We start from the raw sequence: 16,798 nt of genomic DNA on the forward strand, positions 1-16,798 counted from the left end.
CCCTGGCCGTGTTCACTCTCAGAGAATCCTTCGATGGGCGCACATGGATCACGCCCAGGCGGGGTACGTCACTTCTTGACTGATCACTCTCCAGGAAGGTTGACCATGGCTGCCGATCCGTCCCGCCGGTCCCCGCGTCTGCTCGCCGTCATCGCCACTTTCGCCCTGCTGCCACTGCTGGCCGCGTGCGGTGACGATGACGACGGCGACGATGACGACGACAACGACGGCATGCGCGCCATGCCGAGGGTCGCGTCGGTCTTGGTCATCGCCGAGTAATCAGCGCCGACCAGTCAGCGCGACCAATCAGCCAACCAGTCGACGCTGATTGGTCAGCGCCGAGTGACCCACCACTGCCACCCGCGCGCCGGAGCCCCCCTTCCTCCGGCGCGCGGGTTTCTCGTGCGCGCTATTCGGTGAAAGCGCCGTGCCTGCCCGAGCCCGTGGCGAAGCGGGCCGCGCCCGCCACGGTGTCGGCGGCCAGCGAGGACAGCCCGTGGCGCCACTCGTTCGCGATCGCCTCGGGAACGGGCAGACCGTCCTGTTCGTACACCGACATCCGGTCGTGGCGCAGGCAGGTCTGCGGGAACGCGGCCAGCCGCCTGGCCAGCTCGACCGCCTCAAGCAGGGCGGCGCCGGGCGCGCTGACCCGGTTGGCCAGGCCCATCCGCAGCGCCTCGGCCGCGTCCACCGGCCTGCCGGTGAGGATCATGTCCAGGGCGTGGGACTGGCCGATGAGCCGGGGCAGCCGCACCGTGCCGCCGTCGATGAGCGGCACGCCCCAGCGCCTGCAGAACACCCCGAACACCGCGCCCGGGTCGGCGATCCGCAGGTCGGCCCAGACGGCCAGTTCCAGGCCCCCGGCGACGGCGTGCCCGTCGACGGCGGCGATGACCGGCTTGCCCAGCGCCAGCCGGGTCGGGCCCATGCCCGCCGGGCCTTCGCCGGGCGCGCCGACGGCCACCCGCCCCTCGGCGACGGCCTTGAGGTCCGCGCCCGCGCAGAACGTCCCGCCCGCGCCGTGGAGGACCGCGACCGACTGCGCGGGATCGGCGTCGAAGGACTCGAACGCCGCGGTCAGCGCCGCCGCGTGCTCGGCGTCGACGGCGTTGCGCACCTCCGGGCGGTCGAGGGTGATGATCGTGACGGGGCCATCGCGTCGCAGGCGGACGGCCATGTCACACCGGGAGCGCGCGGTCGATGACCGCGCCCACGTCGGCGGTGGCGGGCAGCGTGCCGAACGCGTGGCCCCAGTCCCCGCCGAGCCGGGTCGCGCAGAACGCGTCGGCGACCGCCGGGGGAGCGTGGCGCACCAGCAGCGACCCCTGCAGCGTCAGCGCCATCAGCTCCACCACCCGCCGCGCCCGCAGCTCGATGTCGCCGAGGTCGCCCAGCTCCCGGCCCAGCCGCCCGATCGCGGCGTCCAGCCGGGCGTCCGCGCCCCGCGCCAGCGCCAGCTCCGCCGTCAGCGCCTCGACGGTGGACGGGTCGCGCCCGAGCGCGCGCAGCACGTCGAGCGCGTTGACGTTGCCCGAACCCTCCCAAATGGACAGCAGCGGCGCCTCGCGGTACAGCCTAGGCATCCCGGACTCCTCGACGTAGCCGTTGCCGCCCAGGCATTCCAGCGCCTCGGCGGTGAAGGCCGGGCCGCGCTTGGTCACCCAGTACTTGCCCACCGCGGTGGCGATCCGGCGGAAGGCCCGCTCGGACTCGTCACCGCGCAGCGCGCGGTCGGCGGCCCCCGCCAGCCGCAGCGCCAGCGTGGTCGCCGCCTCGGACTCCACCGCCAGGTCGGCCAGCACGTTGCGCATCAGCGGCTGCTCGATCAGCGCCGCCCCGAACGCGGCGCGGTGGCGCGTGTGGTGCCCGGCCTCGACCAGCGCTTTGCGCATGAGGGTCGCGGTGCCCGCGACGCAGTCCAGGCGGGTGTAGTTGACCATCTCGATGATGGTCTTGACGCCCCGACCCTCCTCGCCGACCAGCCAGGCGACCGTGTCGTCGAACTCGGGCTCCGAGGAGGCGTTGGAGCGGTTTCCCAGCTTGTCCTTGAGCCGCTGGATGCGGAACGGGTTGCGGGTGCCGTCAGGCAGCACGCGCGGCACCAGGAAGCAGGACAGCCCGCCGGGCGCCTGGGCGAGGACCAGGAACAGGTCGCACATCGGCGCGGAGGTGAACCACTTGTGCCCGCGCAGGGTGTGCACGCCCGGCTCGGCGGTCGGGGTGGCGACCGTGGTGTTGGTGCGGACGTCGGAGCCGCCCTGCCGCTCGGTCATCCCCATCCCGGCCAGCAGCCCGCGCTTGGTCGTCGGCACGCGCAGGCCGGGCTCGTAGACGCGGCTGGCCAGCAGCGGCTCGTACACCGCGGCCAGGTCCGGTTGGTGGCGCAGCGCGGGGACCACGGCGTAGGTCATCGACACCGGGCAGCCGTGCCCGGCCTCGGTGTGCCCCCACACCAGCGACCCCGCGATTCGGGCGACGTGCGCGCCGGGGCGGCGCTCCGCCCACGCCGAGCCCGCCCCGCCCTCGGCGACCGCGACCCGCATCAGGCTGTGCCAGCTGGGGTGGAAGTCGACCTCGTCGACCCGGTTGCCGTAGCGGTCGTGGGTGCGCAGCTCCGGCGGGTACCGGTTGGCCTGCTCCGCCCACGTCTGCGCCTCGTCGCCGCCCGCGAGCCGCCCGAGGCGCCGGACGTCGTCCTCGGCCCAGCCCGCGCCCTCCCGGCGCAGCCCTTCGAGCAGGGCGGCGTCGGCCGAGGCGTCATAGGGGGCCAGGGGAGGCGCCTGGTTGGTGACCGCGTCCGGCTGGGTGGCGAGTGTCGGGGCCATCTCCCAGACATTACGAATCTTCTGCGACCGTGGCAAGTATGTAATATCCGGCTCGTGGCTGAACCCCTCGTGCGGCCGGTGTCGGCCCGCTCCGCGCTGCTGAGCATGCTGCTCGGCGCGCACCCGCCCGCGATGACGGCCCGGGAGCTGGTGGCCGCCGTAGGCCTGGTCGGCGTCGCCGAGTCCGCCGCCCGCGCCGCCCTGTCGCGCATGGTGGCCGCGGGGGACCTGCTCCGCGACGGCGCCGCCTACGCGCTGGCGCCCCGGCTGCTGGCCCGCCAGCGCCGCCAGGACGCCGCCATCGATCCGGAGACCACGCCGTGGGACGGGCGGTGGGAGACCGCGGTCATCACCGCCACCGGCCGCGACCCCGCCGACCGCGCCGCCCTGCGCGCCGAGCTGTCGGCCCTGCGGATGGCCGAACTCCGCGAGGGCGTCTGGCTGCGCCCCCACAACCTGCCCCGGCCCTGGCCGGACGCGGTGGGCGAGGCCGCCCTGCGCCTGAGCGCCGACCCCGACCGCGACCCCCGAGACCTGGCAGGCAGGCTGTGGGACCTCCCGGCGTGGTCCGCCCGCGCCCGCGCCCTCCTGGCCGCCGCGGGCACCGACGACCCGGCCACCCGCTTCGCCGCCGTCGCCATGTCCGTGCGCCACCTGCTGACCGACCCGGTGCTCCCCCCGGACCTGCTTCCCCCGGACTGGCCGGGCGGCGAACTCCGCGCCCACTACGCCGACTACCGCCGCTGGCTCATCAACATGAGTTGACGTACCGGGCGGTGGCGTACTGGGTGACGTGCCGGTTGCTCCGAACGGCGGCTGCGAGCCGTTCGCGCCGAGCCCTACAGTCCGAACCTGGGAGCGCTCCCAGTTGCCATGTGGTGACGTTCCGAGCGGCGAAAGGACATCCCGATGCCCGCGATCCGGACCCGCGCGAGGTGGGCTGTCGGCCTCGCGGTGGCCACCGTCGCCGCCACCCTGGTGCCGGTGCTCGCCGCGAACGCCGCCGACGACCCCGTCGAGGTCGTCGCCAGCACGTTCGAGGACGGCACCACGCAGGGCTGGGCGGCCCGGGGGAGCGAGACCGTCGCGGTGAGCGGCGCCGTGGCCCACACCGGCGACCACAGCCTCGTGGTCACCGGCCGCACCCAGAGCTGGCAGGGCCCGGTGCTCAACGTCCTCGACACCGTCGAGAAGGGCACCCGCTACGACGTCTCCGTCTGGGTGCGCCTCCCCGCGGGCGACACCGCCACCCAGGCCCGGGTCTCCGCCGAGCGGCGCACGGCGGGAACCCCGTCCTACGACCAGATCGTCGGCGACACCGCCGTCACCGCCGACGGCTGGACCAACCTCCGTGGCCGGTACACCCTGGCCACCGACGTCGACTTCCTGTCCGTCTACGTCGAGACCAGCGCGGCGACCGTGTCCTTCCACATCGACGACTTCACCCTGTCGCACACCCCGCTCCCGCCGGTCCAGACCGACATCCCCGCGGTCAAGGACGTCCTCGCCGAGCACTTCGCCATCGGCGCGGCGATCGAGCAGGCGCAGCTCCTGGGCAACCACGGACAGCTGCTCGCCAGGCACTTCAGCACCGTGACCCCGGGCAACGACCTCAAGTGGAGCGCGACCCAGCCCGCCGAGGGCGACTTCCGCTTCACCGCCGCCGACCAGCTCGTCAGCTGGGCCCGCGCCAACGGCGTCGCGGTGCGCGGCCACACCCTGGTCTGGCACAACCAGACCCCGGCGTGGGTGTTCACCGACGCCGAGGGCAACGACCTGACCGCGACGCCGGAGGACAAGGCGCTGCTGCTGGCCAGGCTGGACACCCACATCCGCGCCGTGATGGGCCACTACGGCCAGGACATCCCGGTCTGGGACGTGGTCAACGAGGTGATCGACGAGACCCAGCCGGACGGCCTGCGCCGCAGCCGGTGGTACGAGATCACCGGCCTGGACTACATCCGCACCGCGTTCCGCGTCGCCCGCGAGGTCGCGCCCGAGGCCCAGTTGGTGATCAACGACTACAACACCAACGTCCCCGCCAAGCGCGACCGGCTCCACGACCTCATCGCCCAGCTGCGCGCCGAGGGCGTGCCGGTGGACGCGGTGGGCCACCAGACGCACGTCAACGTGGACTGGCCCTCGACGGCGGAGACCGAGGCGATGCTGCTGAAGTTCGCGCCACTGGGCATCGACCAGCAGATCACCGAGATGGACGTCTCCATCTACACCAGCGGCGGCGAGTCCTTCCCGACCCCGCCCGCCGACCGGCTGCTCAAGCAGGCGTACCGGTACCGCGACCTGTTCGAGGTCTACAAGCGACACTCGGACAAGATCAGCTCGGTCACCCTGTGGGGCCTGGCCGACGACGCCACCTGGCTCGACACCTTCCCGGTGACCCGCAAGGACGCGCCGCTGCTCTTCGACACCCGGCTGCAGGCCAAGAGCGCGTACTGGGGCGTGGTCGACCCGAGCCGGATCGACGACCCGGCCACCACGACCACCAGCACGACTACAACCACCACCACGACCGCGGTTCCGGCGGGCTGCGAGGTCGCCTACACCGCCCACCAGTGGCCGGGCGGCTTCCAGGCGGAGGTGCGGATCACCAACCGGGGCAGTGCCGACCTGGCCACGTGGACGCTGGCGTGGAGCTTCCCGAGCGGCCAGCGCGTCACGCAGCTCTGGAACGGCAGGCACACCCAGAACGGCGCGGAGGTCTCGGTGGCCCACGCCGGGTGGAACGCGCTGCTGCCGGTCGGCAGGTCGGTCGGCTTCGGGTTCCTGGCGAGCTGGACCGGTGCCAACACCGCGCCCACCGCCTTCAGCCTCAACGGCATCGGCTGCGCGGTGAAGTAGGTCAGCCCGGCTGGCGGAGGGGCGTGCCCGCGTCGTGCAGGTGGCGCAGGACCTGCGCGTAGGAGTCGACCAGCCCGGCCTTGCTGTACGGGATGGCGTGCCGGTCGCAGAACGCCTCGACGATCGGCTGCGCGCGGCGCAGGTTGGGCCGGGGCATGTGCGGGAACAGGTGGTGCTCGATCTGGTAGTTGAGGCCGCCGAGCAGGCCGTCGACCCACCGGCCGCCGATGATGTCGCGCGAGGTCAGCACCTGCTTGCGCAGGTGGTCGAGCCGCTGGTCACCGCTGATGATCGGCATGCCCTTGTGGTTCGGCGCGAAGGAGCAGCCCAGGTAGACGCCCAAGAGGCCCTGGTGGACGACGATGAACAGCACGGCCTGCGCGGGGGTGAGCACGAGGAACAGCGCGGCCAAGTAGGCGGCCAGGGGGATGGTCAGCAGCGCCGCCTCGACCACCGGGTGCTTGACCTCGCGCTTCCACACGGCCCGCAGGCCGGAGATCCGCAGGATGACCGCCTCGGTCAGCAGCAGCGGGAAGAACAGCGGCGCCTGGTGCTTGCTGATCCACCGGAACAGCCCGCGCTTGGCGCCCGCCTGCTCGCGGCTGAAGGCCAGGGCCGGGATCGCGATGTCCGGGTCGTGGTCCTCGTGGTTGGGGTTGGCGTGGTGCTTGGTGTGCTTGCCCACCCACCACTGGAAGCTGATCCCGGTGATGGCGCCGTGGAGGTGGCCGACCAGGTCGTTGGCGCGGCGCGAGCGGAAGATCTGCCGGTGGCCCGCGTCGTGGCCGATGAAGGCGAGCTGGGTGAACACCAGGGCCAGGTACGCCGCGACCAGCAGCTGCCACCAGGACTCACCCAGCAGGACGAACGCCACCCCACCCGCGGCCAGCAGCAGGAAGTTGACCGCCATCCGGAGGAAGTAGTAGCCGCGTCGGCGCTCCAGCAACCCGGCCTGCTTGACCTCGCGGGTCAGCCGGGCGAAGTCGCTGCCGTGGTCGACTCCGGGTGTTCGGGAGGCCAGTGACGTCATGGGGAAACCTGCTTTCGTGCCGGGTGACATATCCAGTAGGGGCTTCCCCCCGGCACGGCCCGGCAAAACCGCAGGTTCAGCCCTTCGGCCATTTCGGGTCGGGGGCTTCCTCGGCGTGGACGGTCATGGAGTCCAGCACCGGGCCGCCGAAGGTGGTCACCATCGCCACGTCGGCGGCGTCGCGGCCGTGGCCGATGACGACCCGGCCGGTGCGCCGGGTGTTGTTGCGCGGGTCGAAGGTCCACCAGCGGTCGCCGAGCCAGACCTCCATCCACGCGGCGAAGTCCGGCACCTCGTCGGCGGGCGCGGCGCCGAGGGAGGGCAGGTAGCCGAAGACGTAGCGGGCCGGGATGTTGAGCGCGCGGCAGAACGAGATCGCCAGGTGCGCGTAGTCCCGGCACACGCCCGCGCCCGCGGTGTTGACGTCCACCGCCGTGGACAGCGCGGTGGAGCTGCCGTAGCCGAAGCTCAGGTGCTCGTGGACGTACGCGCAGATCGTCCGCACCCGCTGGTAGCCGGGCTGGAGGCCGCCGAAGCGCGACCACGCCTCGTCGCCGAGCACGTCGGGCAGGCAGTAGCGGCTGGGCAGCGTGTAGTGCAGGACCTCGTCGGGCAGCTTGTCCGCGGGCAGCTCGACGGCGCCCTCGTCGACGTCCTCCGGCGCGTCGGGCACCTCGACGAGCGCGTCGAAGCGCACCGACGAGCTGCCCTCGGGCAGCACGGTCCGCAGGCACTGGTTCTGGTAGATGTCCCGATAGCGCCGCGACGGCGCGGCGGGCTCGATGGCCCAGCGCTCGCTCAGGACGCCGTCGTCGGGCTGGACGTGGAACACCGCCGGGGTGGGGACCTCGGCGGTGTACTCGAAGGCGCACCCGACGCGCAGCAGGCGGGTGCTCACGCCTCGACGCAATTCGGTGGGTGGTGGCCCTCGGGGGCGAAGCGGTCGAGGTCGGCGGGCCGCAGGCGGAACACCTGCGTCTCCCGGCCGAAGTACTTGCCGGTCTCGCCGACCCAGTGCATGCCGTTGCGCCGGGCGGCGGTGGCCGCGTGCGTGTTGTCCGGCCGCACGACGGCGAAGACCTCGTCGACGTCCTGGCTGAACGCCCACGACGCCAGCGCGAACGCGCACTCGCCGGAGTAGTCCTTGCCCCACGCGTCGGGCCGCAGGTGCCAGGCGATCCGCAGGTCCTCATCACCCGGCGGCAGCGGCAGCAGCAGCGCCCCGCCGATGACCTGCCCGTCGGAGTCGCGCTCGATGGCCCAGCGCCCGGTGGGCGCGGGCAGGGGCTCCTCGGCGATCCAGCGCCCGAGCAGCAGCCGCATGGCGGCCAGGTCGGGCACCGGCTCGAGGTCAGGGCTGAGCCACCCGGCTACCTCGGCGTGGCCGTAGATCGCCCACGCCGCCGCATCGTCGTCGCCGCGCCACGGGCGCAGGGTCAGCCGTTCCGACTTGATCAGCACCCGCCCCTCGCCTGGGGGCCGGTTGGCCTGCTTGACAGTGATCATCGAAGTCGCCTGCCTTCCGCGTGCGGGGTGGGTGCCGGGGGACTAGCTGTTCGCGGGCACGGCCAGCCTGGCCAGGCGCTGCGGGCTGGGCCAGCGCACATCCGTCGCCCAGCCGAGCTTCTCGAAGACCCAGATGACGCGGGCGGAGATGTCGATCTGACCGCGGCGCACGCCGTGCCGGGCCGAGGTGGGGTCGGCGTGGTGCAGGTTGTGCCAGGACTCGCCCATCGACAGGATCGCCAGCGGCCAGAAGTTGGCCGAGCGGTCGCGGCTGGCGAAGGGCCGGTCGCCGATCATGTGGCAGACCGAGTTCACCGACCACGTGACGTGGTGCTGGAAGGCGACCCTGGCCAGTCCGGCCCAGAGGAACCCGGTCAGCGCGCCCGACCAGGACATGGTGATGAGGCCGCCGAGGACGGCGGGCAGTCCCACGCTCAGCGCGACCCACAGCGGGAACAGGCGGTCCACGGCGCGCAGGTCGGGGTCGGCGGCCAGGTCGGGGGCGAAGCGGTCGACGTTGGTGCGGTCGCGGCCGAAGAGCCAGCCCATGTGCGCGTGCCAGAAGCCGCGGACGAGGGCGACCGGGCCGGTGCCGAAGAGCCACGGCGAGTGCGGGTCGCCCTCCTTGTCGGAGAAGGCGTGGTGGCGGCGGTGGTCGGCGACCCAGGTGATGACCGAACCCTGCGCGGCCAGTCCACCGGCGACGGCCAGCGCGATGCGCAGCGCCCGGTTCGCCTTGAAGGCGCCGTGGGTGAAGTACCGGTGGTAGCCGACGGTCACGCCCAAAGTGGACACGGTGTAGAACGCGGCGGCGACGGCGATGTCGGTCCAGCCGATGCCCCATCCCCACACCAGCGGCACCGCCGCGACCAGGGCCAGGAAGGGGATGATCAGGAAGAGCCTGATCGTCACCAGCTCCGCGCGGCCCGCCTTCGCGGCCAGCAGCGGCTTGGCGGGCGGGCGGCTGCGCTCGGGGGAAATCGTTGACGTCATGGGGTGGGCCTCAAGTGGTGTATGCCGGAACCGCCTTCGTCGTCCGCGAGAGTCGGACACATGGGGAAACCGGGAGGTCGCGCGATCAGTGGCGCGGAGGAGGCGGTCGACAGGACCGCGAGCGTGGGAGCGAAGGCCGGGTCTCCGCCACCGGCATGCGTATCGTTCCTGATGGCACTTACTGTACGGCATGGGTGCCCGAACGGGTGATGAGCTGCCCGTGACGCCGGACCCGCCGCGTGACCAGGGCGTTTGCCGCTTGTCCCCCGCGCCGGGGCGGTGGTGCGGTACAGTTCGCATGGTCGGGTCAACGGCAGTCCGCACTCAGCGGGCCGCGGTTCCCGATCAGTCCGGTCGGGAGTTCTCCGGTCGGGACGGGAGCACCGGCGTGCAGCCGGGCCAACCGCTCGCCTCACACCCTCATGGCCGCCACGGCCTGCGAACAGTCTCGGCAGATCCTCCCTGTCCACCCGGGAGGCCACCCCGATGACGTCCACTTGGGTCCGTCGAGCGTAGCTCCGCCACGTCGTCCGTCGGTCGCGCAGCCCGGGTCACCACAGGCCCGGGCAGTGCGACCCGATGCAGGAATCGGAGACCGAATGACCCAGCCCAAACAGGGCAGGCCGCACCACGTGTCAGGCGCCTTCGCCCGCGGTCGGGCCGAGGCGGTTCACGCGGAGTCCATCCAACGAGTCCGCGCCACCCGAACGGTGGCCAGCCACGCCCTGGACCGCAAGGATCGGCGCGCGCTGATGTCGATGCTCGACCTGCCCGAGCAGGACTCCGGACCCGCCGACCACACCATGGCGCTCGCGCTGGACGAGTACGTGCGGGCCGTCGCCGAGGCGGTCGGCGTCCCGCCCGAGGGCACGAGCTGCGAGGTGACCGACACGGCCACCGCGTACCTCGCCCTCGCCCGTCGGGGGAGCGCGCACCCCGACCGCGACCTCATGCTGATCTGGAACGAGCGGCAGGGCTGGATCATCTCCGTCGAGACCGATCCCACGGAACCCACCATTGTCCTGGCCCGCCTCGGCGGCGACCCGGTCCCCCAGCCCGCCGAGGTGGCGGGCTTCGTGACCGAGACGATCCAGCGTGGACAGACAGTCACCCGATGAGGGAGCACGAGATGTCACAGGGAACCGTGAAATGGTTCAACGGCGCCAAGGGGTTCGGCTTCATCACCCCCGAGGGCGGCGGGACCGACTTGTTCGTGCACCACTCCCAGATCCAGGACTACAACCCCTCGGGCCTCGCTGACGACCAACGGGTCGAATTCGAGGTCGGCGAGGGCCGCAAGGGGCCACAGGCCACCTCGGTCCGCGTCGTCTGAGGCACAACCACTTTCACCTAAGGGAATCAACCACACATGACAAACTCACGACCCGAGCGGGCCGACAAGGCCCCCGCCATCGCCCCCGTGGTGTTCAGCCACCCGGCGGCCGAGAGCCAGGGCGGCCAGCCCGTGCCCAACCGATCGGGCACGCCGGTGTCCCCGCTCGTCTTCCGCTAAACCGCCCACCGCAGGGCCAACCACCGCTGGACCGATCAGGCCGATGAGATCGTTGCGCGCGCCTGTGGTGTAGGCGGTATGATCGGAAATGAGTTCCGCGCTCCCGGCGACCCCCAGGCCGGTCGAGCGCGGAACTCTTTTTTCGGCCCTCTGACCGGCCCTCTGACCGGCCCTTTGGCTGGCCCTCTGACCGGCACCGCGCGGGCGGGCCCCGTGTGACGGGACTGTCGTCCCGCCACACGGCACACCCCCAGCCGGGCCTGTCAGCATCGCGCGATAACTGACAGTTAACCCGCTCCCGCCATCGTAGCCGCGGTGGAGGGCCTGTTGTCAACGCACGGTCACCCTGGGACACTGATCCGGTTCGTGGCCACGAGACACAACTGGGGGAAGCACATGTCGGACGGCGCCCCCACGCCGCTGACGGCAAGGCTGGACCGGCTGTTCAAGATCAGTCGTCCCCAGGGCAGGCAGTGGTCGAACGCCGAGGTCGCCGCCGAGGTCAAGAAGGACAACCCGGACCTGCGGGTCAGCGGGGCGTACCTCTCGATGCTGCGCACCGGCAAGCGCACCAGCCCGTCGACGGACCTGCTGGTCGCGCTGGCCAAGTTCTTCGGGGTGAACCCGAGCTACTTCTTCGACGACGAGGACGGCCTCGGCGAGCGCGTCCGCAGGCAGCTGGAACAGCTGGAGATGCTGCGCCAGCGCGGCGTCGTCGGGATCGCCCAGCGCGCCGTCGGCCTGCCGCAGGCGAACCTCGACCTCATCACGGCGATGCTCGACCAGGCACGCCGCCAGCAGGGGCTGCCGCCGGTCACCGACGCGACCCAGGAATAGCGGTGGCGCGCGGCAGGAAGCCCGACCTGCGCCGAGTCCGGCGCGAGTGCGCGGGCATGCTCGCCGGGCTGGACCTGCCCGCCCGCGCCGACCTGGCCGGGCTGTGCGAGCACCTGTCCGCCGCGCGCGGGCGGCCCCTGCGCCTGGTGCCGGTGGCGATGACATCCGCGCAGCCGTGCGGGATGTGGGTGGCCACCGGCGACACGGACTGGGTCTTCTACGACGCCGAGACCACCAGGGCCCACCAGGAGCACATCATCCTGCACGAGATCGGGCACATGGTCTGCCACCACCAGGGCACCGACCACTTCGACGAGGACACCGCCGCGGTGTTCTTCCCCGACCTCGACCCGCGCCTGGTGCGGGACATGCTCGCCCGCACGACCTACAGCGACGAGCAGGAGCGGCAGGCCGAGGTCATGGCCTACCTGCTGGCCGAGATCCTGCGCGCGCCGTCGCCGGTGGACGGCGTGGCCGCGCGCATCGCCGACTCGCTCAACCACTCGGCGCACCCCGAGTCGCGGTGAACGCCGTCCTGTACCCGCTCTGCGCGGGTGTCGCCTGGGTGAGCCTGCTGTTCAAGATCCCGGCGCTGGTCGGCGGGCGCGGGCCCGCCGCGGCGGCGGTCGGGATGTTCTACCTGTTCATGGGGCTGACGTTCACCATCAGCGACCCGAGGGTGTGGGGGCTGGTCGGGCGGGTCAGCGGGGTGCCGAACCTGGCGCTGCTGCTGTCGCAGGGCGCGGTCATCGGGGTGGCGGCGAGCCAGCTGGCCGCGCTGACCTATTGGGACCGCACGCCGGAGGAGGCGCGCCCGCGGGTGCGCCTGCGGACCTACGCCTTCGTCGCGGTCTTCTGCGCGATGGCGGTCCTGTTCGCGATGGCCGATCTGAGCACTGAGGACACCACGACCGCGGTCATCCGGTACGCGGGCAACTGGCGCTATGCCATCTACCTGCTGCTCTACGTCAGCGCGTTCGCCGTCGCCCAGTACCTCCTGGTGATCCGCTGCCTGCGCTACGCCCGCGCCGTCGAGGGCCGGTGGCTGCGCCGCGGGCTGCGGCTCGCGGCGGTCGGCGCGGTGGGCGGGCTGGCCTACGTCGTCGCCCGGTACGCCACCATCCTGGCCGCCCCGCTCGGCCTGGACCCGAACCGGTGGGAGGTGGTGGCGCGGCTGGGCGCGGGGCTGGGCGGAATCCTCACGCTGGTCGGGTTCAGCGTGCCGGGGTGGGGTCCGCAGATCAGCGCCCTGCGCGACTGGCTGCGGGATCACCGCCGCCACCGCGACCTGTATCCACTGTGGTCGGCGCTGTGCGCGGCCAACCCCGACCTGGCGCTGGACCCGAGCGCCGGTCGCGTCGCGGTCCGCGACCTGGACTTCCGCCTGCACCGGCGCGTGGTGGAGATCATGGACGGCCTGCGCTGGCTGCGGCCCTACCACGACCCCGGCGCGCCCCAGGCGGACCTCACCGACGAGCGGCGCGCCCGCGCCGAGGCCGCGGCGATCGCCGCCGCGCTGGCCCACGCCAGGGTGGGCGCCCCCCGTTCGGCGGCGGGGGAGCCCGCCCCGTCGGACATCGACTGGCTGGTGCGCGTCTCCCGCGCGTACCCGACCCTGGAGCAGCGGTGAACGACCTGTTCGGCCCGGACTTCCACGCCGACCCGTACCCGACCTACGCCCGGCTGCGCGCCGGCGGCGGCGTGCACCAGGTGTCCACACCGGACGGCGCCAAGGCGTGGCTGGTCACCCGGTACGCCGACGTCCGCGCCTGCCTGGCCGACCCCCGGCTGTCGCTGAACCGGGCGAACGCCGCCGACGGGTACCGGGGCTTCACCCTGCCGCCCGCCCTGGACGCCAACCTGCTCAACCTCGACCCGCCCGACCACACCCGCCTGCGCGCCCTGGTCGCCCGCGAGTTCACCCCGCACCGGGTGGAGGCGCTGGCCCCGCGCGTGCGGGCCGCCGCCGAGGAACTCCTGGCCGCGGTGACCGGCCCGGTCGACCTGATCGCCGCCTTCGCCGCCCCGCTGCCGCAGACCGTCATCGGCGACCTGCTCGGCGTCCCGGCCGCCGACCGCGCCCAGTTCCGCGCCTGGACGAGCGTCCTGCTGGCCCCGAACCCCGCCGAGCCCACCGCCGCGCGCGACGCCGTGGTGGGGATGCACCGCTACCTGCTCGACCTCATCGCCCGCAAGCGCGCGGACCCGGCGGAGGACCTGCTCTCCGGGCTGATCAGCGCCCGCGACGACGACGACGGCCTGTCCGAGGCCGAACTGGTGTCGATGGCGTTCCTGACGCTGTGGGCGGGCTATGAGAACCTGGTCAACCTCATCGGCAACGGCATGCGCGCCCTGCTGACCAACCCGGACGCCGCCATCACCTCGCTGCCGCGCGCGGTCGAGGAACTGACCCGCTACGACCAGCCGCTGCAGTTCGCCATCCGCCGCTTCCCCCTGTGCGACCTGGACATCGCGGGCGTCGGCATCCCGGCGGGCGACACCGTCCTGCTGGGCATCGCCTCGGCCAACCACGACGAGACGGTGTTCACCGACCCGGAAACCCTGCGCCTGGACCGGGACCCGAACCCACACCTGAGCTACGGGCACGGAATCCACCGCAGCTTCGGCTCCCGGCTGAGCCAGATCGAAGCCGCCATCGCCGTCTCGACACTGCTGGAACGCGGCTGCCGACTGGCCGTCCCAGCCGAGGACCTGCGGTGGCTCCCCTCCTTCCGCAACCGCGGCCTGGTCGAACTCCCCGTGATCCTCGGCTGACGGCAGTCCGGGACATCCAGGAGCGGGCGCTGTCGCCCGACGCGGTCGAGAAGCTGTGCTCGGAAAGATCTTCGGGGAACGCGCTAATGATCAGGAATGGCAGACGCGTTTTCGCGGTGGTTGAAGAAATGTCATAAATGGCACCTGATCGGGTGATGGAAATGCCTTGTGCGGCAAGTTAGCGTGGCAGGTGCGTTCATCGCCGACCTGGGGGATCGGCGTCGCTGGGGAACGTCAAATGTGAGACGTGAGTGGGGAGTTCTTCATGAGAAAAATCCATGCCATCCGGGTCGGGGTGGTGACTGCTTTGGCCGCCTTGGGCGCGGTCCTGGTTCCCTCGCTCGCGGTCGCGGCGCCGGGAACGGCCCAGTACTGCGTCGGCGACCTCGACACCGGCACGGTGTCCTGTCACGTCAGCAAGGCCGTGGCCGACACCGCCCAGCCACGGACCGCGCTGTGGACCGTGCACGTCATCCTCTATGACGGGACCGGATACGGTGGCGCGGCGATCGAGCTCGGCAGCGCCGACCCCACCTGCTCGGTGACGACCGGCGATGTCGAGGGAGTGCAGCCCGATCTGCGCACCTACGGTTGGAACAACCGGGCGTCGTCGTTCGTCACCCGCAACCAGTGCGACATGAAGCTCTACGACGGCATCAATTACGGACCCGCCAGCACGGGCTACCTCGACCATTCGATCAACCTGGGCAACATCGGCTGGAACAACCGGTTGTCCTCGTTCAAGACGAGCTGACAACAGCATTCACTGAGCGCGGTTCATCCGTGGTTTTCCCGCCATGAATGAACCGCGCTCCCTTTCTGGCCTAACCGGTCAGCGTGCCGCGGGTGCGGCGCCAGGCGATGGACAGGAAGGCCACCAGGCCGATCAGGGGCAGGGTGCTGATCGCCCAGCTCAGGGCCATTGGGGGGCCGGGCTGTTCGAGCACGGTGAGGTTGGGGAGTTCACCGATGCCTTGGCCCTGGGGGCCGTCGATGGTGAACCGGAACGTCCAGGTGCCCTCCTGCTGCAGGGCGTAGATGTCCAGGCCCCAGACGTCGCGGGCGCGGGGGTGCCGGGCCAGCGGCTGCGGCCGGTAGGTGCGGCCCGCGGGGCTGATCTGGGTCAGCGTCCCGGACTTGCCCTCGATGCCGCCCTCGGGGGCGAACTGAAGTCCAGGGACCGCATGGACCGCAGGGGCCACACGCTGAAGCCGACGGTCACCTCGTACGGGCCCGCCTGCACCCGCTCGGTGTGCACGGTCTCCACCGGGGGATAGGCCACGGCCGGCGCCGCACCCACGACGAGGAAGCCGCAGGCGGCCAGCAGCGCCAGGGCCGTTTTGGGGATACGCATGTCTACCGCTCTCCAGAGGTCGGGGCGAGCAGCCCGAGCATGCGCCCGAAGCGCCGGCCCAGGTGGCCGCCGAGAAGGCCGAGCACGGCGCCCGCGACGCAGGTGGTGATGACCGTCGTCGTCCCGGGCATCGAGGACCCGTTGAGCCACATCCGCTGCAACGGCGCGCACGCGGCGACGATCACGCCCGCGACGGCGCCCGCGAGCAGCACCGACGGGCCGCCGCGCCGCACGAGCAGTGCCACCACGGCGGCCACGGGCAGCAGGCAGAACGGCACCAGCGACGGGGTCACGGGCAGGGGGTCGGCGAAGTCGCGGACCGCCAGCCCGACCGCGTCGGCGTACGCGCGCGCCGCCCACGGGGCGAACCACCAGAACGCCAGCTGCAGCACCGCGACCGCGCCCGCCATCACCAGCGCGCCGAACCGGCCGAGGAAGCCCGCGGCCATCATCACCAGCAGCACCCCGAGGAAGGCGTTGCCCGCGTCGATCCAGCGCACCGGTCCGGGGAGCTGGCCGAGGCCGAGCACGGTGACCGTGCTCGCCGTCAGCAGGATCGCCATGGCCGCCAACGTGCCCAGCGCCATCCAGCGGTGCGCGCGGCCCGCGGCGAACACCATCACCAGACCGATCGTGGCGATCATGTTGGCGAGCAGCAGCCCGATGTGCGGCGGGGAGTCGATCACCGCGTCGAACCCGTAGAGGCCGTGCCACCACAGGTCCCACAGGCCGTACATGAGGAACAGCGCCGAGCCGACGCCCGAGACGACGTACCCGAGCGGCGCGGTGAACACGCCGCCGAAGACCCGGACGGCGCGTCCGCCGACGGCCGGGTCGACCGGGCGGCCCGCGCGCTGCGCGGCGGTGGTGGCGAGCACGACGGTCAGGCTGACCAGCCCGGCGATCGCCGCTCCCGCGTACAGCAGCAGGTGGGGCACGGTGAAGAAGGTGTCCGGCCCGACGTCGTCGTGCCACTCGATGTCCCACGTGGTGCCGACCAGCGACAGCAGCGTGGCGGCGAGCAGGAGCACCGCGGGCAGCCCGCCGCGGGCGGAGGTGGTGGCCCCGTCGGGCGGGGCGGACTCGGTGAGTCGCATGACAAGTCC

19 protein-coding genes are annotated in these 16,798 nt (G+C 72.3%); 11 read left to right on the top strand and 8 right to left on the bottom strand.

Annotated features, from left to right (window positions below):
- The first annotated feature begins 105 nt into the window (after window positions 1-105).
- Window positions 106-279, top strand: a complete 174-nt coding sequence (locus tag ACTG9Q_RS25880; RefSeq protein WP_455575494.1) for a hypothetical protein — start codon at window positions 106-108, stop codon at window positions 277-279.
- A 130-nt stretch (window positions 280-409) separates the two neighbouring features.
- Here ACTG9Q_RS25880 and ACTG9Q_RS25885 read toward each other — a convergent pair whose 3' ends face one another.
- Together ACTG9Q_RS25885 and ACTG9Q_RS25890 are read right to left on the bottom strand one after the other, a co-directional pair.
- Window positions 410-1,177, bottom strand: coding sequence for a crotonase/enoyl-CoA hydratase family protein (locus ACTG9Q_RS25885; RefSeq protein WP_455575495.1), 768 nt, complete (start codon window positions 1,175-1,177; stop codon window positions 410-412).
- A 1-nt stretch (window position 1,178) separates the two neighbouring features.
- Window positions 1,179-2,825, bottom strand: coding sequence for an acyl-CoA dehydrogenase family protein (locus tag ACTG9Q_RS25890; protein ID WP_455575496.1), 1,647 nt, complete (start codon window positions 2,823-2,825; stop codon window positions 1,179-1,181).
- Between the two features lie 54 nt (window positions 2,826-2,879).
- Between ACTG9Q_RS25890 and ACTG9Q_RS25895 the strand changes: the two genes are divergently transcribed.
- Window positions 2,880-3,590, top strand: a complete 711-nt coding sequence (locus tag ACTG9Q_RS25895) for a PaaX family transcriptional regulator C-terminal domain-containing protein (RefSeq protein WP_455575497.1) — start codon at window positions 2,880-2,882, stop codon at window positions 3,588-3,590.
- A 144-nt stretch (window positions 3,591-3,734) separates the two neighbouring features.
- Window positions 3,735-5,684, top strand: a complete 1,950-nt coding sequence (locus ACTG9Q_RS25900; RefSeq protein ID WP_455575498.1) for an endo-1,4-beta-xylanase — start codon at window positions 3,735-3,737, stop codon at window positions 5,682-5,684.
- A gap of 1 nt (window position 5,685) precedes the next feature.
- Here ACTG9Q_RS25900 and ACTG9Q_RS25905 read toward each other — a convergent pair whose 3' ends face one another.
- The 4 genes from ACTG9Q_RS25905 to ACTG9Q_RS25920 form a co-directional block, all read right to left on the bottom strand.
- Window positions 5,686-6,714: a fatty acid desaturase family protein gene (locus ACTG9Q_RS25905; protein WP_455575499.1), complete on the bottom strand. Its 1,029-nt coding sequence runs from the start codon at window positions 6,712-6,714 to the stop codon at window positions 5,686-5,688.
- 76 nt (window positions 6,715-6,790) lie between these two features.
- Complete coding sequence (locus tag ACTG9Q_RS25910; RefSeq protein ID WP_455575500.1) at window positions 6,791-7,612, bottom strand: transglutaminase-like domain-containing protein; 822 nt, start codon at window positions 7,610-7,612, stop codon at window positions 6,791-6,793.
- Window positions 7,609-8,220 (bottom strand): GNAT family N-acetyltransferase, encoded by a 612-nt coding sequence (locus tag ACTG9Q_RS25915; protein ID WP_455575501.1) that lies wholly within the window; start codon window positions 8,218-8,220, stop codon window positions 7,609-7,611. The genes ACTG9Q_RS25910 and ACTG9Q_RS25915 overlap by 4 nt, the downstream gene beginning before the upstream one ends.
- A gap of 42 nt (window positions 8,221-8,262) precedes the next feature.
- Complete coding sequence (locus ACTG9Q_RS25920; RefSeq protein WP_455575502.1) at window positions 8,263-9,213, bottom strand: acyl-CoA desaturase; 951 nt, start codon at window positions 9,211-9,213, stop codon at window positions 8,263-8,265.
- A gap of 599 nt (window positions 9,214-9,812) precedes the next feature.
- On the opposite strand from ACTG9Q_RS25920, the gene ACTG9Q_RS25925 reads away from it, so the two are divergent.
- From ACTG9Q_RS25925 to ACTG9Q_RS25960, 8 genes are all read left to right on the top strand, one after another.
- Entirely contained in the window at window positions 9,813-10,331 is a 519-nt protein-coding gene (locus tag ACTG9Q_RS25925) for a DUF6292 family protein (protein WP_455575503.1), read from the top strand.
- An 11-nt stretch (window positions 10,332-10,342) separates the two neighbouring features.
- Entirely contained in the window at window positions 10,343-10,546 is a 204-nt protein-coding gene (locus ACTG9Q_RS25930) for a cold-shock protein (RefSeq protein ID WP_455575504.1), read from the top strand.
- Between the two features lie 36 nt (window positions 10,547-10,582).
- Entirely contained in the window at window positions 10,583-10,726 is a 144-nt protein-coding gene (locus ACTG9Q_RS25935) for a hypothetical protein (protein ID WP_455575505.1), read from the top strand.
- Between the two features lie 396 nt (window positions 10,727-11,122).
- The gene (locus tag ACTG9Q_RS25940) at window positions 11,123-11,563 is read left to right on the top strand and encodes a helix-turn-helix domain-containing protein (RefSeq protein ID WP_455575506.1); all 441 of its coding nucleotides are present in this window, start codon (window positions 11,123-11,125) and stop codon (window positions 11,561-11,563) included.
- A 2-nt stretch (window positions 11,564-11,565) separates the two neighbouring features.
- A complete protein-coding gene (locus ACTG9Q_RS25945) occupies window positions 11,566-12,090 on the top strand; it encodes a hypothetical protein (RefSeq protein WP_455575507.1) in 525 nt (174 codons plus the stop codon).
- Window positions 12,087-13,193, top strand: a complete 1,107-nt coding sequence (locus ACTG9Q_RS25950; protein ID WP_455575508.1) for an MAB_1171c family putative transporter — start codon at window positions 12,087-12,089, stop codon at window positions 13,191-13,193. The genes ACTG9Q_RS25945 and ACTG9Q_RS25950 overlap by 4 nt, the downstream gene beginning before the upstream one ends.
- Window positions 13,190-14,338, top strand: a complete 1,149-nt coding sequence (locus ACTG9Q_RS25955) for a cytochrome P450 family protein (protein WP_455575509.1) — start codon at window positions 13,190-13,192, stop codon at window positions 14,336-14,338. The genes ACTG9Q_RS25950 and ACTG9Q_RS25955 overlap by 4 nt, the downstream gene beginning before the upstream one ends.
- 265 nt (window positions 14,339-14,603) lie before the next feature.
- Window positions 14,604-15,092, top strand: a complete 489-nt coding sequence (locus ACTG9Q_RS25960) for a peptidase inhibitor family I36 protein (protein ID WP_455575510.1) — start codon at window positions 14,604-14,606, stop codon at window positions 15,090-15,092.
- Between the two features lie 70 nt (window positions 15,093-15,162).
- On the opposite strand, the gene ACTG9Q_RS25965 is transcribed toward ACTG9Q_RS25960, so the two are convergent.
- Both ACTG9Q_RS25965 and ACTG9Q_RS25970 read right to left on the bottom strand, forming a co-directional pair.
- Complete coding sequence (locus tag ACTG9Q_RS25965; protein ID WP_455575511.1) at window positions 15,163-15,540, bottom strand: hypothetical protein; 378 nt, start codon at window positions 15,538-15,540, stop codon at window positions 15,163-15,165.
- 154 nt (window positions 15,541-15,694) lie between these two features.
- Window positions 15,695-16,789: a hypothetical protein gene (locus ACTG9Q_RS25970; RefSeq protein ID WP_455575512.1), complete on the bottom strand. Its 1,095-nt coding sequence runs from the start codon at window positions 16,787-16,789 to the stop codon at window positions 15,695-15,697.
- Window positions 16,790-16,798 lie beyond the last annotated feature (9 nt).

It is taken from the genome of Actinokineospora lacus (assembly GCF_053813445.1).